This is a genomic window from Aristophania vespae (genome assembly GCF_009906835.1).
Taxonomy (GTDB): Bacteria; Pseudomonadota; Alphaproteobacteria; order Acetobacterales; family Acetobacteraceae; genus Aristophania; species Aristophania vespae.
Genome location: NZ_CP047652.1, coordinates 1199484 through 1220599 on the forward strand (window position 1 = coordinate 1199484; position 21116 = coordinate 1220599).

Below are 21116 nucleotides of genomic sequence, written 5' to 3' on the forward strand. Positions count from 1 at the left end.
AAATCAGGCTGCGACGCTTAAAGCTCTATAAAATGCCGTTCTTATTCACGCTCTTACTTTAAGCAAGCTTACACAGCACTACAAAAATAAGCACTCTCTTCTATGTCAGAATAAGGCACAGCCGTTCTAACGTAGAAATAAGAAGCCCCCGACGCTGTATTTAAGGCATATTGCTTCTCTCTTTATTTTTTGATGATCTCATCATGCTGCACTCACAAAATGCTCTCAATGATGTTTAGCATTAAAACAGCAACCCGTTATTATTAAGCCTGTCTTTAAAATGACACGCAAAAAGTAACTGCTATTCAGCTTTCGATAAAACTTAGACTTTTTTGAAAACAATTTTTATCAAGAATATTAGATCAGGCTATAAAACTATTCTTTTAATGTGTTTATTGTTTTAATATAATATAGTAATTAAATATCGAACATAACGGTAATTGCGTTTTTCATATTATTATCGCACAAAACGTTATATATTTTATTTTTTCATATAATTACAACAAACGTCAAAATATCTTAACTTATCTATATTTTGATTTAGATATAGTTCCATTTCCCAAAACAAGCGAAAATATAGTTTAAAGTTAAGATAGGACGCTCTTAAATGACGAAAAGTAAATGACACAATTTTCTAGAGACCAATTTTTCATCATTTCCTACAAAAATGGGCCGTAAAACCATTTAAAACTTTTTAAAAAAGAACATCCTTATTTTAGTGCCTCTTACCTATAAACTGGAGGATATCTCAAACTTGCCGAGTTATAATCTGTTTACTAACTCACATTTTCAAAATATCCGTCACAGCTTTGAAGGCTGTAGATTTTAAAATAACGGCCCAATCAAAGCTTATTTTAAACTTGCATCACATTAACTGCCCTAAATTTCCAATGCAGGCAAAGCATTAATAATCTTCATTGTATCCAGAGAAACTGTCACAACTTTAAGAAACAGCTCAAGCGGGTAACGAGGATTATGCATTTTTTCAATAGCCCAGCGATTAGCGTCATTCGTAATGCCGCTTTTTTTATCTGTGCTGATACATTGCCGCTCAGCAACCCAGTCTAATGCAGGCTTTCCATTGACAATATAATCATATGCTTCCAGTGGAATATTCGTGACCGTCACATATTGGTTATAAATAAGTGTTGTGCGATCTTTTTCCCGCGCTTTGCCATCTTTCTTAGGAGCATAAGCCATTTGCTTTACACGGAACGTTTGCTCAACACTTTCGGCCCTGGTAATCTGCACATTCTCGCTTTTATCAGGATCATAATAAGGCTTTTGCGTCTCATACTCCGTATGTAACACAGCTAACTTCCGTCCTGCTTGGGAAAACTGGCTAAAGGCCTCCCATGTTTTAACACAGGGTATGCGCGGTAATTCTTTGCTCAAAGATGTCGCATATTTCTGACGATATTCAGGCGAATGAAGAAGCCCATAAATATAGAAAAATATGTCTTCTTTATTTATGTCTTTTCCTGGATAGGTTTTTTGAAAATAAGCCAACGCCTCATCTGTAAGAGCATATTTGCGGCGGTAACCATTGAATGATGATGTGGTGTTTTCCAGACTTAAAAGATCAGATTGCTTGCCCTGCTCTGTTTCTTCTTTTTCATAGACGTAGAGGGGAAGCACTGGGCATGATGTACCAATTCAAGGTCTGTTACCACATTTGTCATAAGACATGAGAAATTAGGGCCCTTATCTACAACACAAATCGCCAAGTTTTCGGCATCTTCATAAGGAAAGAGTTTAGGCTGTTGACTGACCACTTCATTCAAGCGGCGACTAAAGAAAATATATTCTTTTGTAAAAGGACGATAACTCCCAAACCTCATTTCGCCCTCATGAGGTGAAAGTGACCTATTACACACAGCATCGTTACGCAGAGCTCGCGTCCAGCTCAAAGAATCTGTTTGTAAAGCTGGTGACTTTTTCAGTGCCTCTGTTAGCTTCTCGCGATTTGATCCCAGGCCGAGCCCGTGTAAACGCTGGCGTTCTTGTTCATAGCACGCCACCATATTATACACACTTTTTTCAACTATCTTTTGTGAGAAGTTCCAGACCCAGGCATCACGATTAGTTGCAATACCCAATGAACAAATCTCAAAAAGGGCAGATTTTTCTTCAGCTTTCTTACTGCCCATAGAGATAAATTGAGAAAAGCTTTCATCTCGCTGATTAATCCATTCGAAATATTGATTGGGTTCTATTCTCTGCCACAGCCCTGCTTTTTCAATCCCCTTTACAGACTGGAATGTCCTTATATGCTCTAATTTCTGCTCACGAGTTAAATAATCTCCAATGTCATGAAAGAAAATATTTCCACGCTCAGTACTATTGGAATTTTTCACTAAAATAGAAATAGCGATTGGCGACCGACTACCCTCTCCAAAGATTTTCCCGCCCTCTTTTCGCGATATTTCACCCGACGTGCGCTGGTTTCCTCGCAAATGGAACACATAAAGGTCAGAAAATTCCTCGGCTAAGCATTTCCGCACCCCAGCAGCTGCGGCTCCTTCTAAAAAGCCTGCTCCACTCACAAAGCCAATCACACCTTGCTCACCTATGCGATCAGACGACCATCTCAAGGCACGGATATAGGAATCATAGAGAGATTTTTTATTTGTGGATTGCGAGAATTGCACGTAACTTTCAGCAATGGCTTTATCTAAACGTGGATATTTTACCAGCTCTGTTCCATCATTAGCTCTGTTTGCTCCCGATGAATAAGGGGGGTTAGCAAAAATGACACGGATATTACTGTCATCTGCTTCATGACGAATACGGTCTGCGTTACCGCGCATTCCTGCCAGACGTTCGAGATCTTTATTATCCAGCATGAAACTATCAGTAAATACGCCACCTTTGAAGGCTGTCCATTCTCCTGTAAGGCGGGCATATTCTGTTTCGATATTAATGGTTGCAATATAATAAGTGAGCAACATGATCTCATTAGCCCAGATCATGCCATTTTCATATTTTTCTTTCATTTGTTCGGGTGACAAAATTCCCGAGGCTAGCAAGCGGGTAATGAAGGTGCCGGTGCCAGTAAAAGGATCTAGCACATGGACGTTTTTTGCACCCAATCCGTGGCCAAAATTTTTCTGCATTACGTCTTCTATAGAGTGCAGAATAAAATCCACTACTTCTATGGGTGTGTAGACAACACCAAAGGCTTTGGCATCGCGTGGAAAAGCGTTTTTTATGAACTTTTCATAAAGTGTTTTAATGAGCTTCTGGCGTCCAACCGCATTCATGCCTCTAACAGAACGCTGCACCTCGGCCCAAAATTCCTTAAGCTCTACCCCTTCAAACTGAGCAAGCCCAGCCTCACGAAAAGCCTGCACGCAAGGCTCTAACTCACGGGCAACGGGGTTTTTTTCTGTTCGATTGGCCTCACCATCACCAAATAGCGCCTCAAAAAGCGGCATAGTGACGATATGCTGAGCAAGCATGCCAGTCAGTTGATCTTCTGACACTGCATTATTTAGCGTTTTGCGAATATTTTTTAGCAGAGTAGAAAAAGCCTTACGGGCATTATCATATTCTGTATTTAGCGTGCTTTTACGTATGCGGGTAATTTCAGTAATGAGTTGTTGCGCTATAAAGCCGGCTTTTTTGGCCCATTCATCCCAATAAACGCCACTGCCCAAGCGCTTTACCAAGCGCGCCCTTACGGCCCCGGCAAAAGCATCCACTTCCTGGCGCGTGCGTGCCTCAAATTCCAGATTAAGATTTTGCGTAACATCTTGAGAAGAATATTGCTGTTCTCTTTCACGACGCTCTTTATTGGTTTTTGCTCGTGCCTCATATTCGGCCTGAGTGGCATCGCTTCCGAACATATCCGTGCCACCATCACTCACGCGCTCTTCATCGGTTTTTTTACGATGTGGCAAGGCTGTGACGGTCAATAAGTTAGTGATCGTTCTGCGTGCACCAATAGCGACTTGATTTGCATCTGCTTCAAGTTGTGGGTCATGCGAGCGCAAAGCTGCGGCAATTTTCCATAATGATGCAAAGCCAGAGCCACCTGCATCAAGATAAGTTTCAATTTCACTATCATTAATAAAGTCAGGAATAACAATTGGCACAATGATATAGCCTAGTGATTTTCCTGGGGCCTTACGCATGACGCGTCCAACAGATTGAATAATATCTGCTGTGGAATTGCGTGGAGACATAAACAGCACAGCATCTAGCGAGGGCACATCAATGCCCTCTGACAAACATTTTACATTTGAAAGAATGCGTGATGTTCCTTCTGGTGTCTCTGCCTTTAGCCAGCGCAGGGCCTCTTTACGCTCACTTCCTGACATAGAGCCATCAACATGTTTGGCCTCGGCTTTTTTGTCAGTTAAACCATTTTCTTGGTCATAAAGATTAGCGATATGAGCAAAACTACCCGCAATTTTTTTAGAAGATACTAAATTTGTATTTTCTTCGATCACACTACAAAATGCTACGGCCCGCTTCATTTGCCGAGGAATAGGCTTTTCAGCCTCTTCAGTCCCCGTTTCTGTCATAAGATCATGCCCTAGCATGGCTCGCCAGCACCCAATAATACGCGATGCATCATCAAGATGCACCCGCGCTTCTTCCGCCTCGCTTTTTGGTTTATTGCCCTGCTTGCGTCCTTTTTTCTCAGCCTGCTCTTCTGCCTTTACTTCTGAGGCTTTACGGTCTGCTTCATTTGATGAAGTGGCGAGTATTTTCCTTACGTCGCTTTGCTGAATACGCAGTACAACAAGGCGATAGTCACTTAAATATCCATCATCTACGGCTTGTCTAAAACTATATGAAAAAACCACAGAGCCATAGGTCTTTTCATCATCCATAGACGCCAGAACTAACGATCTTTGGCTGGCTCTCTGTTTTGTTTCACCTGCATAAATGCGCGGCGTCGCTGTCATATATAAGCGGTGCTTTGCACGTAAATAATCCGCATCATGCACCGCTTGAAACATGCCGGGATCGTCTCCCTGCTCTACAAGTCCTGTTGTGCGATGAGCTTCATCACAGACAACCAAATCAAATACAGGCAAACCATGTTCATATTTCTGTGCTTCATGCACGGTGGCGATTGACTGATAAGTCGCAAAAATCACCGTCATACTTGTTTGCTGTAATTTTTGACCTTTTTGAAAAGAGCTCGCAAGTGATGATGCATCTGTCGTCGCAGGATAAGACAGAGTCTGAATGACAAAACGTGATCCTTCACTATCCGTAACGCGTTTGCCAATATCTGAATCGGAACACACAACGTAGGGAGTGATGGAAATACTCGCTTCATTTGTCCAGGAATCGAGGGTTTGCTGTATAAGGCCAAGTGACGGTGCAAGAAAAAGAACCGTCTTACCAACGCCCACAATATTTTCTGCAATGGCTAGTGAAGTGAGCGTTTTGCCTGTTCCGCACGCCATATGAAGCTGCGCACGATCTTTTTTTTGTTCACAAAATGCCGCACGGCATGCCGCCACGGCTGACGTCTGATAGGCACGTAAAGAAAGTGTTTTTTTTGCCCCTTTTGCTAAAAGACCCTTCTTTGGCAAATAGCGATCCCAATCAAAACCACTTTCTTGGAGATCCTGACGGTTAATGACAATTAATTTATTTTCATAAGCCGTCTTTTGAGCATTAACCCTAATGGGGCTGTAGCAATAACTACACGTTCAGAAAAGCTATTCTCTCCTAAAGGACTAGCAGCAATAAACGAATCAATTTCCCTCTTGGAAACACGCGCTTCTGAAGTAAAAAATTTGCACTGTATTGCCGCAAAAGATCCATCATGCTTAACACCAACAAGGTCAATGCCTGTATCACGCCCATCTGGAACAGAGTTTTTATGGTCTTCGGCCCAATCCTTGTATGTCTTAACAGACTGAAAATATGAAACCCAACGAGGGCTGTTTTTCAGATAAATAAGGCATAAATTCTCAAAGTTCGTGCCTCTATCTCTGTTCGTCGGAGATGATTTATCAATCCAACTTAACACAGTTTCCAAAGAGGTTTCCTGAGAATCTGAAATGGTAGAATTAACGTTATTCTCAGTCATGAACACGGCCTTTGAGCAAGTACTTGCGGTAATAGGGCCACTATATCGCTGCATCTCATATCTGGCGAGATGCTCTATAATGAAAAACTCCCTTTAGCAGTACTTATTTTTCAAGCCCTGTCCTTTGCTTAAATAGCCGCTTTTAGGAGGGAGTGACTAATAACGCTCACTGTTTTTCAACTATATCTCCAGTCCCACTATAGAAATATGCCCTTATTCAAAAGCCACTCAGCAGAGATAATAATGGAATATTATGTACTAGGATTATTACATGTCTCTATTTTAAGACAATAAGCGTCAAAAATATTGAGTGCTTTATTAGGTCACGTTTCACTATGGTTAAAGGCAATAAAATAAACTTTTAAGGACCTAAGCTGCTCTCCTATATTGTCGCAAAAAGCTGATTTGTATTAAGATCTAACAAGATAAAATTGAGTCCAGATCAAATTTCAATGCCTCAAAAAATGGTTGCGCATAGCCACTTTATCTTTGATCGCTTTAGCGTATTTCCTTTTTTGAACGCTCATATGCAGTATTTACGCGCAACCTTAAGCTGGAAATTTGCTTTTTTAAGGGGGGATAAATACGGCTCTATAACTTATCTAATATCAGTTTGACCGAGTTTTGCGCCTTTATCCGACAATGCCTGTTAGATATAATCAACTTCACAGAGCATACGGATCTGCACCATATCCTGGTGGATATTTCATACAGAAAAAAGCTTTAATTTTAGAAAGAGAAATATACGTAAAACCGCAGTTTTAAACTGGCGCGCCCTGCTGGATTCGAACCAGCGACCCACAGCTTAGAAGGCTGTTGCTCTATCCAGCTGAGCTAAGGGCGCCTAGCCCTAGTGGATGATAGGTGGTCGGGGCGCCCGGACTCGAACCGGGGGCCTCTTGTACCCAAAACAAGCGCGCTACCAGGCTGCGCCACGCCCCGTCACCATGCGGGGCACATTAGTCTGGTCTTAACAAACACGCAAGGGGGTAAATGCGAAATTTGCTAATTTTTTTAATTATTTACTGCTTACCGCTTTTACTCAAAGGTGGAACGAATAATGGAGCTGTATCCCAGGGGAACAAAACCCAAGTATCTTGCGCAACTTCCGTCACGAAATGGTCAGCAAAGGGCGGCCATCGGGTTTGGCATAGAGACAAGCAAAAACCGCTTTGGGAAGCATTTCACGCACATAACGTGCTGTCACACCCGAATCAACCAAATCATCTACGATAAGAAAACCCTCGCCATTTCCAGCAGCTAAAGGTGCTTTTAAGGTTTTAGGCTCCTGTTGCGTGCCTTCTTCACCTTCATAACTAACGACGGAAATAGATTCGACAAGACGGCATCCTAATTCGCGCGCTAAAATAGCCGCAGGAATGAGTCCTCCCCTTGTAACAGCAACAATACCTTTAAAGGGTGCACATTCGCGCATAAGGCGTGCAGCAAGATCACGGGCATCTCTATGAAGCTGATCCCATGTAACAGTGGCGTAATTTACGCTCTGAGGCGTATTATTTTGTGATGCATTCATGCTTATTCATCTGCCTCCAGAGGAGGAAATTTGCAATAAGCCTATTTCAATGAATATAAAAAAGTCACAAAAAAACCCGCTCTAGGCGGGCTTTTGATACTGGCTCCCGAAGTAGGACTCGAACCTACGACCCAGCGATTAACAGTCGCTTGCTCTACCAACTGAGCTATTCGGGATCAGTGAGGCTTATCTACCCAAAAACTTTTGGTGCGTAAACCCCTAAAATGCAATTTTTTTAAATTTTTCTATAAATTCAGAGAGTTAACTCTTCACGCCCCTCTGTAGCCAAGACATCAACACGCTCATTTTCAACAATTCCAGAGTGTCCTTTAACCCAAAGCCATTCAATCTGGTGCTGTTTGGCCGCAGTCAGGACACGTTGCCACAAATCCATATTGGCTACAGGATCACCTGAGGCATTACGCCATTTACGGCGCACCCAGCCCTCATGCCAGCGTGTAATGCCATTTTTGACATATTCGCTATCTGTATAAAGCTTTACCTTACAAGGGCGTTTGAGAGTCTCTAATGCCTCTGCTGCTGCTGTAAGCTCCATACGATTATTTGTCGTTTCAGGATGCCCTCCTTTAAGGGTGCGCTCCTTACCACGATAACGAAGCAGAACCCCCCACCCTCCTGGGCCGGGATTGGGTTTACAGCCACCATCTGTCCAAATTTCTACGATTGATGCTGCATCTACTGATTCTGTTTCGAGGTGCCTGGTTTCTGTCGGCTCAGCTTCTAAATGATCAGACACTTTTATGTTCCAAAAAATAAGTAAGGCGTTTCTGATAGTCCCACGGATTTTTCTTCACTACCTTTGCTCCTGGAGGCGTGTGAATCCAGTCATAGAGCCGCGTAAGTAAAAATCTTAGCGCTGCTCCCTGGCATAAGACAGGCAATCTATTTCTTTCCAGGGGAGAGAGCGGACGAAACTCTTCATATCCTTGCAAAATCATAGCTGTGCGCTGAGGAAGATAATGTTCATTATTTTCAAAGCACCACGCATTTATACAAATGGCTATGTCATAGGCAAAGAAATCAGTGCAGGCGAAATAAAAATCTATAATGCCGCTCAGAGACTCGTTTTTGAAAAAAACGTTATCGGGAAAAAGATCAGCATGTATCTGTCCGCGAGGGAGCTCCTTAGGCTCTGGCCAGTGAGACAGAACTTTTTCCAGGTCACAATGTGTTTGAGAAATGAGTGCCTCAATTTTTTGATCACCATGACTGTCACATTGCGATAAAAGTGCTTTCCAGCCCTGTGCACCTAATTTATTGGAGCGCTCACTATCAAAGCCCTCCCCTGCCTTATGGAGCTTAGCCAGAGCTCTGCCTAATTCAAGGCAGGACTGCTCAGTAATATTTTTTACAGCCTGCCCATCCAAAAATGTAACAATTAGTGCTGGCCGATTGGCAAGTTGCCGCAAAGCCTGACCGTCTTTTGCCTTTATAGGCAACGGACAAGAAATATTATTTTTTGCCAAATGCCCCATATATCCGACAAACCAGGGAAGCTCTGCCGAATTCACCCTTTTTTCGAAAAGAGTTAAAATATAATTCCCGGAACTCAGTACGAGCCGATAATTGCTATTTTCAACTCCTTCCGTAATCCCTTCAAAAGAGATTAAACTTCCTAAATCATAGTCTAATAGGAAATTTTTGAGGGCATTTTCTTCTATATCCGTATAGACGGCCATAAAATTTAAGCTTCGTCAGACAGTGGGTGAGGAAGGCGGAAATTAATATTTTCCTCTTTTACGATTCGCTCTTCAATATGAAGATCATAACGTTTGGAAAGTTCCGTAATCATCTCCTGTACCAAACTTTCGGGAGCTGATGCACCAGCACTCATACCAAGTGTTTTAACGCCTTCAAGTTCATTCCACTCCATATCGGAAACCTTGGGAACCAAAAGGGCTTTTTTGGCACCAGAGCGTTCTGCAACTTCTCTTAATCTTTGAGAGTTTGAAGAGTTGGGAGACCCGATCACTATGACAAGGTCACATTCAGGCGCCAATTCTTTAACTGCCATTTGGCGGTTTGTTGTGGCATAGCAAATATCTTCGCGGCGTGGTCCTTCGATTTGAGGAAAACGCTTGCGCAAAATTTCTACAATTTCTGCTGTGTCATCAACTGAAAGCGTTGTTTGCGTAATAAAAGCCAGCTTGTCAGGCTCGGCAGGCTCAACAGTGCTCGCCTCTTTGGCATCATTAATTAACGTTACAGCTCCAGGAGGTAGTTGGCCCATCGTGCCTACTACTTCAGGATGACCAGCATGACCAATCATAAGAATATGACGTTGCTTTTCTCCTCCCCCTGCAAAGTGACGCTCTGCTTCACGATGCACTTTAGAAACAAGAGGACAGGTCGCATCCAGATAAAGAAGGTTACGACGTTCTGCCTCGGCAGGCACTGATTTAGGCACACCGTGAGCAGAAAAAACCACGTGTCCGTCTGCTGGAACTTCGTCTAGCTCTTCTACAAAAATGGCCCCTTTGGCCTCTAACCCTTCAACAACAGTACGGTTATGGACAATTTCATGGCGCACATAAACAGGTGCGCCATAACGGCGTAATGCTTCTTCTACAACGCGAATCGCGCGATCAACCCCAGCACAAAATCCCCTCGGCCCCGCAAGAAGAAGGCGCAGCGCTTGGCGCCCTTCTCCTGTAGTTATAATGCGGTCTGCCGCAGGATTTGCAGGTTGAGAGGTTGCAGGTCTTGTCTCTTCTGACATAGTGTTCCCCAGGCAGGCATAATTCGATACAAAGGAAAGACCGGTCTCAAGAAAGTTACAAGCTTATCTTTTAAACGGGCTTTCCTTAGTGCTTATATCGGATGTATCGGTATTTATCGCAATGTCCAGACCTTTTTCTTGCGGAGTTTCTTAAACTAATGACCATTCGCCGCACTTATATTCAGCCTCTATCCCGCTTTTTAGGCGGCGTTTTTGGTGTTCTCAGCTTTAGCAGTTTAATAGCTTGTTCAAGCGCTTCTAATGAGATTCTTATTGCTCCAGCCTGCCCCAAAATCCAGGTTCCTCATGCAACAGCAGATCTTTATGCCTTTGACGGCCAAGGCATAGACATAACTCACACCGCCTATCATGCTCAGATTTCGGGGGTTAATGGTGACTGTCGAGTAGGACCGCATGACGCTCATAAACGCCCTTTAACACGGGTGCGCGTTGGGCTTTCTATTAATGTTAAAGAAGGTCCCGCCGCTAATAAAAATAAACTAGAAGTACCTTATTTTATTGCCATAATGAGACATGGAAAAATTATTGATAAAAAAATCTTTACTGATGAATTTGACGTAAAATCTTCTCATGGCATGTTACAAACTCACACACCCTTACGATTTATTGACTTACCAACCGGAAATAATGAACTCGATAATGATTATACTTTGGCAGTAGGTTTGCAGCTTACTCATGAGCAACTAGACTATAATCGTTCTCATCTTTTACCAGCTCATTTTGAAAAAACCGGTCATTAGTACCTTATTGTTTCATCATAAAAAGGGGAGCTTTTTGCAGAGCTCCCCTTTTATAAATCATGCCGAAAATTAGTTTTCTTTATAACTCAATGAAGCACGATATTTTCTTATTCGTGCTAAATAATCTGCCATTAACCACCCTCTATCAGAAGATGATGTGCACCAGAAATGTACAAAACCTCTAGCGAGTGTGACATTCATGGCGCCGTAATGTTGAACGACCTCCATGCCGTTAAAGCCACCCACCTCGGTCAATTCAGTTACTAAGGCAAGGTCTGACGCCTGCATTTTACGTAAAGCGTAATTAAGTACATGTTGTTCTGGAAAAGGAATAACACCACGCCCGTAATAAGTTGTGTAACTCATATGAGTATAAAAAGCCCTGTCAAAATAGGCCTTATTTTGTGAAAAATTGGGCAAAAAGAAGATGCCGCTATTAAAGCCTCCTTCTCTCTTTTCAACAGGGTAAGGATCTTGGCTATATAAAAGCTGACCAGTACTCACAGCCTCTCGAAAATCAGGATGCCAATATTCTATCTGGGCACTAAAATATTTTTCTAAAGCCCCACGGCATAAAAGCCCCTCTAGCGGTACATTAATGACAACATCAATATCCATATAAAGGATAGGAGAATATTGATCTAAAATTCCTGAACTTATGATGGTCTGTCTTATCGCGATATAATCAGTATATTCATATGCTTCCATGTGTAAAAATTGGCACATAGGACGTAATTTGTGAGGAACGACCCTTTCTATTCCCTTATGAGCAACATTGGTCACGATAAATATATTGCCCTCAAAATCCCCAGGATCAGCTATGCTTTCCAGAGCAACAGATAGCTGGTTAACAACTTTTTCTCCAAAGGCTGCTAATAAAATGGCAGGCTTGAGCAAAACGGCCCGATAAATATTATTATGAGCAAGAAAAACAATTTCTTTTTCATAAGATGAGCGCTTTATAAAATTGAGAAATACCTCTAAGGATAAAGTTAAAGGGCCAAAATGAATTTCTTTGAAACTACTTTTAAATTCATTTAGTTCTATTGATATAGCGTCCGGGTCAAGCGCCCACCGATGTTTGGCAACATGCCATAAAATTTTCAAATCTGTGGGCGATAAAAAACGAAAAACATCTTTTTCGTCACAATAACTATCGTTCTTATTTTGATAAATAATTTCGCCCGAACTCTCTACTGTTAAGCAGCCCCCTTCGCATAATTTTAGGCGACAAAAAGACGGTTGTGCTTCAACCTCAATAGCAATAGCGCCAGCCGCAAAAGCACGATTTACACGCCTGGTCTGATTATCAAACCACAATTTTAAAGGCGAAGTAACAAGAAGGCTCCAATCTGCTCCTCTTTGAGATACATAAACTATATTATCAAGAGAGCTTAAGGAGCTTAGCGTAACTGCACATAATTGCCCGTTTGAATCTGCTTTGACGATTTTAAAATCATGGGTAAGAAGCGCGTAATTATTCATGAAAAAATCTCTGCACCAGAGTCACAATTTGAGGTGAACCATTTAGAGCGCTCTTCAAGAGACCAGGATGACACATTTTGAAAATAAACGCCTTCCCATGCTTCACGGTGCAAAATATTTTGGGATTGTGATGTAAAAAGGCCAAATTTATTAGCAATATATTCTAAAAAATCCGCTTCATATTCTTTCCAGAAAGGAAAATGCAATTCCTGGAAATAGGAAAAACAGGCTCTTAGTCCCACATTAACAAGGCCCTTTGCCTGAAGCGGTGCTAAAGAACCAATAACGTCTCTATTTCCAAAAAGACGATAATAAGTTTCTAGCGTTTTATCACTTTTAGGGAAAAAGCAATCTGCCTGTTTTGAGCCTGAAGAAAGTGAAGGGTGAAATCCACCTGATAAATTTAAGGCTTCATGGATTAAATAAGGACGTAATGTTTTTTTAATTAAAATATCCGGTGTCAGAACAATTAAAGGATAATAATGAGACATCTCCATATTTTTTAGTAAAGAAATAATAGGGACTAACTGATCAATAGGATCAAAATACCGAATCGATACAAATTTAAATTTTGTACGAAGTTCTCTGGGTACAAAAGATAAAATTCTATCGTAATCAATATCGGAAGCAATTATGAGTTGGCTTTCATAATCACCTTTTTCTTTTAAAGACTGCAAAGTAAATGGAAGTTTTTCTAAACCATCCATATCTTTAATAACATATAAAATAGCGGGCTGATATTTTACGAGTCTGTGTATTTTATCATGGGATGAACAAATTATTTCAAAATTATTGTCAGATACAGAATGATGTAACAGTCCTTTTAAACATGATTTGAAATCCAATATGAGCGGGCCAAGATGAATCTCCCATATTGTGCTATGGCGCAAATCAACATGATGGGGAGCGGTAGCCCCCTCGAATACCCAGCAGCTCTTTATAAAAAACTGTAGAGCTTTAAATTGATCTAACGTTATACGCCAAAATGCCCCTGACCTTTTATATGAATTAATCCCAGATGAGACGACACACCCTGTAGGTTGAACATTAAAATAATTGTTACTGTCTTCTATTATCTTATTACCAGGTACTTGCCGTTTTAAACGAATTGCGCCTTGATCTGATGGCTTTTCTTCAAGCGTAATCCATCCCCGCGGCACTGAACGCTGAAAAGATCCGGAATCAATATCTAACCAGTAATTGCCAGGAAGCTTAGTGTTAAAATTAGCACCCTGATCATTAGAGATTAAAAAAGCCAGTGAATCCAAATTTTTTAAACTATGGATTGGCTGCGCGACTAATTGGCCATTAGAACAGCATAAAACACGAAGATCATAGGAAAGGACAACAAAATTTGTCACCCTATCTCTCCTTCTGCTTTCTTGATCGTTTCAAGATAAGTTTTCATCTGAGCTGAACGTTTCTCTTCAGAAATAGGAAAACATATAATTTCTGAAATAACTCCATAGAAGCTTGGCACAAAACGTGTTGCCAAAACAGTTCTAGAAAAATATTGCGTTGAAAAATCTCGTACACGCCGCAAAGCATAATTAATGAGCGGTTGGCGTTCCTGCGGCAAGTTCTTAAGACCAAATTCTTTTATGAGTCGTTCCAACAAATCAAAAGCGGCTTCTAGATATATCCGATGATGAGCCATATTAGGCACCATCATGAGAGCCCCCCCCTCGCCGATTAAAAGATTTTGTGCACGTTTTTGTTCTGACTCAGAGCTTGGTGATTCGGGGTGGAAAAAATACTCCAAACCCTCAACCTGCCTAGAAAGAGCAACTTTTGTCATTAGCTGATCGAGAGGGGCCCCAAAAACGACACCAGATGAACAAAACAAGATTGGCGCATACTGGTCTAAAAATTGGGGATTTTTTATTAAACGTGCTCGTGGAAGCGGTGAAGATTGTGCTTCCTGTGACGAAACGTAAAAAAACTGAAGGGATAGCCCTATATCGCAAAATTTTTCTTCTAATAAGCGGTGATTTGCGTCAGTTAAAATAAATACTTTGTCTCTATATCCAGCAAAATCTTTTAAACTGCATAATGCAACTGAAAGTTCATCTACTGCATCTGGGCCATAAGCTTCTAAAATAATAAGTGGGTTATAGCGAACAAATCGCCACACTTTCCACTCTTCATTGACCAAAAGCTCACCAGTCTTTTGCGACTCAATAAGGGCTTCAAATAGCTGATCAAAACCTATTTTTGCTGAGCCAATATTAATTTCTCTTAAAGAACTCGTATGCAGATTTATCGAAACTATATCACCTTTAGTGCCGCGTACCCATCTATAAGAAATTTGTTTTAAGAAGATTTCAAATTTTTTACTATCAATGAGGCGAAATAAAGCGCTGTCTTCTTTGGATGAAGACGATAATTTAACTTTTCCATCCCAGTCTACGTATAAATACTGATCATCAACTTTGAGATTAAATATATTGAGACTATGAGCTATCAGGCCAATACCATTTAACGGCATGATCTCACTAAAGGTCTGTGTGCGGAGATCATACCAACGTGGCACTGTCTCTTTTGTGCGTAAGAACCATTCTCCTGCATATTGATATGCGTAGATAAGCTTTTCAGGAGGAATGTGGTTCGTCAGAAAACTTAATTTGAGACTGTCATTCTCTCCCAAACACAATATCTGGTAATCTGACGCCATAATAACCTGAAGAGACACAGATAATAATCTCCTAAAAGCGCTTCTATCTGACCAAGACCATTATAAATATCGGAAATTTACATTTTTCACACTGCATATTTAATTTTTTTCAAAAAATCATTAATAAGAAAGTATTTTAAATATTGTTTTAATAAAATTAATATAATATCGACGGAAAAAATAATATTTTAATATATAAACCTAATTATAAACAGTTTAATTGATAAATGTTTTACATCTCCATAAATACTCATCATCTCTAAGCAAACCTAAAGTTTCACGAATCATATAGTCTGCTACATTTCTTTCATTAAAAATCTGGCTATAATGCTCCCATCCCTTTCTAGCGCATTCTTGTCTTACTTCAGTGTGATTAGTATAGAATTTTAACTTATCAATTAGTTCATCAAAAGAATTAAAAAAGATCATTTCATCATCTGAAAAGATTTGATCATAACCTACTTGCCTCTCTATCGCGACCAATTGACCGTTTCCAATCATATGGGCAAGACGATCTGAACTATATAAGTAATGGTCAGCCTTTCGGCTAATATTAAGCCCAATAGCCGAATTTTCTAATAAATGAGTGTAAGATACGCCACTTTTATAGGGGTGGCCTTTAACACCGGCATAAGCGAATTTTGTTTTTTGTGGCAGCTCTTTTTCAAGAGCACTACAAAAATCATCCATTTGCCATTTTTTACCGCAAATATCTCTCAATCTATCAGGATTGCCACAAGAATAAAAAATATCATAAGGCAGGGCATTTACGCTAAAATTACGACCGCGCTCAACAGACATATCAACCGGGTTAGGTAAAAAACCAATAATTCCCCTATCACCCAACAAAAGACGCAACTGTTTTCCTGCCGTCGAAATAAAACTAGCATCCACAACCTGGTGGCGTTCTTTTATATTTTTTAAATTTTGTTCCACAAACAGGGCATCGATGTTCCACTGAATAATTATAATTCCAGGATTCTTGTCCTTTATATCAGTAATAATCTCTGGCGGAATTGAATAACCATGACCTAAAATAAGGATATCAGGTGAAAAAGACTTTATTGAGTTTTTTAAAGCACGCCACATTGCGTGACGACCTAAATAGTGACTATTAAAAAATCCTTTTGCTCTGGAAACATCTCTGTAAGAGAAATTAATAACATGGTGACCATTGCGAATAAGGCCGTTAGATAATTTACCACCTACACTTAATTGACTGACTGAACGTTTTTTTAAGCTATGGAAAAAATCACCTACATGTAAGATTTTAAGAGAGGGTAAAATCGCATTTTTCACAGCTATTTGTCCCTCTTAAAACCTCACATTACGCTTTAACAACGGATTACTCTTCCACCCACCATTTTACAGGTTGAAGATTTTCATCATTTGGCGTTTCAAAAGTTTTCTTTGTCCTAACTTTTTTTACAGGGCTAGGAGCACTGGGTTTTTCACGTTTTTCCAATAATAGTTTATATTTTAAATTTTCATTTTTTAATAAAGTAAGACTTTTTTCTAACTCTTCAACGCGAGTCCGATAATGAAAAAGATGAGTTTCCTGGCTTTTGATTTTATTTTTTAACTCACTATTATTTGTATCCATAGCCTGGCTACGCAGCTGCTCTTTTTGTAAAGAACGTTTTAACTGCCTAACTTCTTCCTGCTCTTCTGCCGCGTTAGAACGCTCAGGGTTATTTTTATATGATGTCAGAGCCTTCTTATTATTACGGCCCAAATCGTTGCGCCGTTCTACAACTACGCCCCCATCATTAACAAAGCGTCTCCGTCTTGTGATAGGATTAGTATTTGATAAATTCCCCGGATAATACTGCTTATTGGTCCCCTCAAGGCCATTATTATCTACTTTATTTTGTGAAGAAATTTTCGTTTTTGAGCCCAGTCTTTCCAAGGCTTCACGAAGTGATTTTTCCGTAACCTGCAAATCTTCCTGCATGACGACAGTTCTACAATCCATTATAAAAGGTCGAACGAACGGATCCCACGATCTTCCATCAGACACTCTATAAAGAAGAAAAATAATCTGACCAGCATATCTCGAAATGGAGAAATTCAATTACGTAGAAACGCGCTCTCTTTTTTACAAATAACGCATTTAAACGATACTGTCATTACCTTAATTCTTAAAAAAAAATTTTAATGTAACGTATGTTGTTTCGCTACCTTATTAATCATTATTCATATTTCATTAAATCTTGTGCTTGTTTACGATAGATATCGGCAGATTTTATAAGATTTTTCAGAATAGTCGCTACGTCACTACCAAGCTTTTTCTGCTCATTTTCTTTCGAAAATTCATTTAAAGTCTTTGGTAAAGATTTAGCCAATTCACGCTCAAAATACCGATCGAAACTTTTGCCATATCTTTTTTTAAGCAAAGTCAGCCGTTTTTGATAAGTCACTGGATATGAACTTGTAAGATTAATGCCTTTTTTACTTACAATATCAGAAATTGCTTTTTGCTGCTTTTGATAATCACTTAAGATTTCGGCACCGTAACGCTGGAAAACAGACTGATTGCTATGATTCGCAGCTAACCCAGATAGCGCAATCATCCATGAACACCATTGATTTGCTTCATCAAGAGCCTTTAAATCAGTTACTGTTAATTTAACAGCCGTGGCAGACGTTGTAGATGGTAAGGGCGGTGCTGGAGGAGGCGCAAGAGTAGAACAGCCGCACAAAAGCGCAAAAGCCAATGAATAGGTTATTTTCTTGGAGTTCATCCAGCGTCTATCCTTTTTTGATATAAAGAGCTTTTTATGAAAAATGAAACAATACTCAAATGTTGCTTTGCTTTAGGCGCCCTGTTTGCTGCAAGTGGCGTGATCTTTCAAGCTTTGGCCTCTCATCTTCCCTCTTCTTTTCTAACTAATCAAGATGGGCGCACTTTGCTTCACACCGCAGCCAATATGGCACTTTGGCACGGAATTGCACTATGCAGCCTTTCTATTTGCTCAGGCTTTTTGCACCCTGTAAGAAAAACTATCTCGTGCTGCCTCATGGTTTTGGGGACAATATTTTTTTCCGTTTCTATTATTTTACTGAGCTTTAAGGTTATCTCCCACGCTACCCTTGCCCCATTTGGAGGCTCTATGCTTATTTTAGCGTGGCTCATTATGGCAAGTGCTGTTTTTGGTCCAAAAATGCGATTTTAATGCCAGAAAAATAAGCTGCGCACATAATGCTATGATAAAGCAACCAAAAACCATTCCAAAAAGAATGACCTGTTCTTTGCCCAGAGCCGAATTTACGTGAAATATCCGGTAAAGAGTCTGCCAGAATCCTGTAGCTACAATTTGCTGTACCAAATGCCCTGCTGGCGACCAGAATCTAATTAGACTTAGCAAAATTATCGTCAAACTTACCAAAGCTAACGTGCGTAAAATCGTTCCTAATGGCGTTATAGTTTGCGACGCTAAGCGTGTCTTCATGAGAAACTTTCTACAAAGCGCTTTAATCTTTCATATGCCTCTGAAAGCTGTTGTTCAGAAGCTGCAAATGAGAGTCGCAAATGAGGCCCTAAACCAAAAGCCGAACCAGGAACGGTTGCAAGATGCTGCTCTTCTAATAAAGCTTCGGCTAGTTCAACGTCATTTGTTACCAAACGCCCTGAAGCTGTTCTTTTATTCATGATAGCTGCAAATCCCGGATAGGCATAAAAAGCCCCCTGCGGCATGGCACAGCTTACACCATTAATAGCGCGTAAAAACTCTACCGCACGGTTACGGCGTTTTTCATAAACATCTCTCATCGCCTCTACTTCGGTCAAATTACCGTTTAGAGCTGCACAAGCCCCCCCTGGGCTAAAGTACATATCCCTGAAGAGACATTGCCTTGCACTTTTATCATCGCTTTAATTAGTTTTTCTGGCCCGGCAGCAAAACCAACACGCCAGCCAGTCATGGCATAAGCCTTACTCACACCATTTACGATTAAAATGCGATCCATTAAATCAGGCGCAACCTGAGCAAGCGATAAATGTTTTTTTCCATCAAAAGTGAGATGTTCATATATCTCATCACTCATGACTAAAACATGTGGTGCTTTACGAATAACCTCAGCAATAGCTTTAAGATCTGACTTTTCTAAAATGGCGCCCGTCGGATTATTAGGAAAGTTAAGGACTATCCACCGTGTTTTAGGTGTGATCGCTTTTGCTAAATCTGCCGGGTCTAAACGAAAATTATTATGTTCATAGCAGGGAACATGCACCGCCTTGCCACCAAACATTTGAGCAATCAGCGGATAGCTCACCCAATAGGGAGATGGAACTATAACCTCATCGCCCTGTTCAATTGATGCCATAAAAGCATTGAAAATAATTTGTTTACCACCATTCGCCACCATAAGTTGCGAAAGAGAAACATCCAGCTCATTGTCACGTTTAAACTTATGTGCAACAGCCTCTAAAAGAGATTTTTGCCCAGGAATGGGAGGGTACCCTGTATGCCCTGCCCTCACTTCCTCAATAGCTCCTTCTAACGCCTGAGGAGGAGATGCAAAATCAGGTTGCCCCAAAGCTAATGAAATTATGTCTTTACCTTCAGCCTTTAATTCACGCGCACGTGCGGCCATAGCAATAGTCGCCGGTGATGCAATATTGGCAATTCGCGATGCTGGCTGAAACATTAACTTAGACTTTCACAAAACTGCTTAATGCGTGCACAGGCTTGCTCAAGAAGTTCTGTGCTTGTTGCGTAAGATACCCGAAAATAGCCCGGTGTTAAAAAAGCGGCACCATGCACTGCCGCAACGCCAGTTTCTTCAAGCAGGGCTGTAACAAAGTCTTCGCAGTTATGAAGTGTTTTACCAGTTTTGGTTGTCTTACCAATCAAAGCTTTAACAGACACAAAAGCATAAAAGGCACCCTCTGGTTTACCGGAATCCAAACCCTGGACCTGAGACAGAGCAGAAATAACAAGGTCACGCCTTTTTTGGTAAGTAGCGACCATCTCTTTAATAAAATCTTGTGGACCTGACAGCGCAGCTACAGAAGCTGCCTGCGCAATAGAGCATGCATTACTCGTGCTTTGCCCCTGTAACTTAATCAGCTGTTTTGTAAAACCTTCTGGCGCAGCCGAGAACCCTATACGCCACCCTGTCATTGCGTAAGCTTTACTCACACCATTCATCGTGACGGTGCGGTCTCTTAAACGTGGTTCTACCTGTACAATTGTTTTTGAAACATGCCCGTCATAAACAAGTTTGGCATAAATATCGTCAGTTAATATCCAGATATGAGGATAATCTAGTAAAACATCCGTTAGAGCCTTTAGCTCTTCTCCACTATAAGCAGCTCCTGTGGGATTACAGGGAGAATTAAGAACCAGCCACCGGGTACGGTCTGTAATTGCGCCACGTAACTGATCAGCCGTTAGACGAAAGCCATTTTCAGGACTGGTTTGGATAATAACCGGAGAGCCATCTGCAAGACGAACAATATCAGGATAAGAAACCCAGGCTGGTGCAGGAATTATAACTTCATCACCGGGATTAAGGCTTGCTGTCATCACATTATAGATAACCTGCTTACCACCTGTAGAAACGCAGATTTCTTCTTTACGATAATCAAGACCAAAATCTTCATTAAGGCGGTTCGCAACAGCCTGCCTTAATGCAACTGTGCCCGCAACATCTGTATATTTCGTCTCGCCCCGGTTAATGGCCTCTATCGCCGCCTGCTTAATAAATTCAGGAGTATCAAAATCTGGCTCACCAGCAGACAGGCTAATAATATCCTGGCCTTCAGCCTTAAGCTGGCGCGCTTTTTGTGTAATAGCGATGGTTTGGCTGGGAAGAATCCTATTCATCCGTTCTGCAACATTAGACATATTCATCTCCCC

General features: G+C 40.9%; 13 protein-coding genes, 3 tRNA genes and 3 pseudogenes. 2 read left to right on the plus strand and 17 right to left on the minus strand.

The window, feature by feature from the left end; genetic code table 11:
* Positions 1-879 precede the first annotated feature (879 nt).
* The 9 genes and pseudogenes from GT348_RS05375 to ispH form a co-directional block, all read right to left on the minus strand.
* Positions 880-5555 (minus strand): annotated as a pseudogene (locus GT348_RS05375) (type ISP restriction/modification enzyme).
* 53 nt (positions 5556-5608) lie between these two features.
* The gene (locus tag GT348_RS05380; RefSeq protein ID WP_160618837.1) at positions 5609-6058 is read right to left on the minus strand and encodes a restriction endonuclease; all 450 of its coding nucleotides are present in this window, start codon (positions 6056-6058) and stop codon (positions 5609-5611) included.
* A 767-nt stretch (positions 6059-6825) separates the two neighbouring features.
* Positions 6826-6902, minus strand: a tRNA-Arg gene (locus GT348_RS05385).
* Between the two features lie 21 nt (positions 6903-6923).
* Positions 6924-7000 (minus strand) — tRNA-Pro (locus GT348_RS05390).
* 80 nt (positions 7001-7080) lie between these two features.
* A pseudogene (gene gpt / locus GT348_RS05395) lies at positions 7081-7592 on the minus strand (xanthine phosphoribosyltransferase).
* Between the two features lie 100 nt (positions 7593-7692).
* Positions 7693-7768: transfer RNA gene (locus GT348_RS05400), tRNA-Asn, on the minus strand.
* A 77-nt stretch (positions 7769-7845) separates the two neighbouring features.
* Entirely contained in the window at positions 7846-8277 is a 432-nt protein-coding gene (rnhA, locus tag GT348_RS05405) for a ribonuclease HI (RefSeq protein ID WP_201740079.1), read from the minus strand.
* A gap of 64 nt (positions 8278-8341) precedes the next feature.
* The gene (locus GT348_RS05410) at positions 8342-9292 is read right to left on the minus strand and encodes a homoserine kinase (protein ID WP_160618839.1); all 951 of its coding nucleotides are present in this window, start codon (positions 9290-9292) and stop codon (positions 8342-8344) included.
* 5 nt (positions 9293-9297) lie between these two features.
* The gene (gene ispH / locus GT348_RS05415) at positions 9298-10332 is read right to left on the minus strand and encodes a 4-hydroxy-3-methylbut-2-enyl diphosphate reductase (protein WP_160618840.1); all 1035 of its coding nucleotides are present in this window, start codon (positions 10330-10332) and stop codon (positions 9298-9300) included.
* Positions 10333-10490: 158 nt separating this feature from the next.
* Here ispH and GT348_RS05420 point away from each other — a divergent pair, with 158 nt between their 5' ends.
* The gene (locus GT348_RS05420; RefSeq protein WP_160618841.1) at positions 10491-11093 is read left to right on the plus strand and encodes a hypothetical protein; all 603 of its coding nucleotides are present in this window, start codon (positions 10491-10493) and stop codon (positions 11091-11093) included.
* A 69-nt stretch (positions 11094-11162) separates the two neighbouring features.
* On the opposite strand, the gene GT348_RS05425 is transcribed toward GT348_RS05420, so the two are convergent.
* The 6 genes from GT348_RS05425 to GT348_RS05450 form a co-directional block, all read right to left on the minus strand.
* Positions 11163-12578, minus strand: coding sequence for a hypothetical protein (locus GT348_RS05425; RefSeq protein WP_160618842.1), 1416 nt, complete (start codon positions 12576-12578; stop codon positions 11163-11165).
* Positions 12575-13939: a hypothetical protein gene (locus tag GT348_RS05430; protein ID WP_160618843.1), complete on the minus strand. Its 1365-nt coding sequence runs from the start codon at positions 13937-13939 to the stop codon at positions 12575-12577. Before GT348_RS05430 ends, GT348_RS05425 begins: the two co-directional genes overlap by 4 nt.
* Positions 13936-15270: a hypothetical protein gene (locus tag GT348_RS05435; protein ID WP_160618844.1), complete on the minus strand. Its 1335-nt coding sequence runs from the start codon at positions 15268-15270 to the stop codon at positions 13936-13938. Before GT348_RS05435 ends, GT348_RS05430 begins: the two co-directional genes overlap by 4 nt.
* A 198-nt stretch (positions 15271-15468) precedes the next feature.
* A complete protein-coding gene (locus GT348_RS05440) occupies positions 15469-16551 on the minus strand; it encodes a glycosyltransferase (RefSeq protein WP_160618845.1) in 1083 nt (360 codons plus the stop codon).
* 46 nt (positions 16552-16597) lie between these two features.
* Entirely contained in the window at positions 16598-17227 is a 630-nt protein-coding gene (locus GT348_RS05445) for a hypothetical protein (RefSeq protein ID WP_160618846.1), read from the minus strand.
* Positions 17228-17444: 217 nt separating this feature from the next.
* Positions 17445-17996, minus strand: a complete 552-nt coding sequence (locus GT348_RS05450) for a DUF4142 domain-containing protein (protein WP_160618847.1) — start codon at positions 17994-17996, stop codon at positions 17445-17447.
* 36 nt (positions 17997-18032) lie between these two features.
* Here GT348_RS05450 and GT348_RS05455 point away from each other — a divergent pair, with 36 nt between their 5' ends.
* On the plus strand, positions 18033-18428 hold the full coding sequence (locus GT348_RS05455) for a DUF423 domain-containing protein (RefSeq protein ID WP_160618848.1): 396 nt from the start codon (positions 18033-18035) through the stop codon (positions 18426-18428).
* Between the two features lie 272 nt (positions 18429-18700).
* Here GT348_RS05455 and GT348_RS05460 read toward each other — a convergent pair.
* Both GT348_RS05460 and GT348_RS05465 read right to left on the minus strand, forming a co-directional pair.
* Positions 18701-19902 (minus strand): annotated as a pseudogene (locus tag GT348_RS05460) (pyridoxal phosphate-dependent aminotransferase).
* Positions 19902-21104 (minus strand): pyridoxal phosphate-dependent aminotransferase, encoded by a 1203-nt coding sequence (locus GT348_RS05465; RefSeq protein ID WP_160618849.1) that lies wholly within the window; start codon positions 21102-21104, stop codon positions 19902-19904. Before GT348_RS05465 ends, GT348_RS05460 begins: the two are co-directional and overlap by 1 nt.
* Between the last annotated feature and the right edge of the window lie 12 nt (positions 21105-21116).

What these genes read in the sequence shown, in the direction of transcription:
- GT348_RS05380 (WP_160618837.1), bottom strand. Translation starts at nt 6,058, where the DNA reads ATGACTGAGAATAACGTTAATTCTACCATTTCAGATTCTCAGGAAACC.
- GT348_RS05410 (WP_160618839.1), bottom strand. Translation starts at nt 9,292, where the DNA reads ATGGCCGTCTATACGGATATAGAAGAAAATGCCCTCAAAAATTTCCTA.
- ispH (WP_160618840.1), bottom strand. Translation starts at nt 10,332, where the DNA reads ATGTCAGAAGAGACAAGACCTGCAACCTCTCAACCTGCAAATCCTGCG.
- GT348_RS05420 (WP_160618841.1), top strand. Translation starts at nt 10,491, where the DNA reads ATGACCATTCGCCGCACTTATATTCAGCCTCTATCCCGCTTTTTAGGC.
- GT348_RS05425 (WP_160618842.1), bottom strand. Translation starts at nt 12,578, where the DNA reads ATGAATAATTACGCGCTTCTTACCCATGATTTTAAAATCGTCAAAGCA.
- GT348_RS05445 (WP_160618846.1), bottom strand. Translation starts at nt 17,227, where the DNA reads ATGGATTGTAGAACTGTCGTCATGCAGGAAGATTTGCAGGTTACGGAA.
- GT348_RS05450 (WP_160618847.1), bottom strand. Translation starts at nt 17,996, where the DNA reads ATGAACTCCAAGAAAATAACCTATTCATTGGCTTTTGCGCTTTTGTGC.
- GT348_RS05455 (WP_160618848.1), top strand. Translation starts at nt 18,033, where the DNA reads ATGAAAAATGAAACAATACTCAAATGTTGCTTTGCTTTAGGCGCCCTG.
- GT348_RS05465 (WP_160618849.1), bottom strand. Translation starts at nt 21,104, where the DNA reads ATGTCTAATGTTGCAGAACGGATGAATAGGATTCTTCCCAGCCAAACC.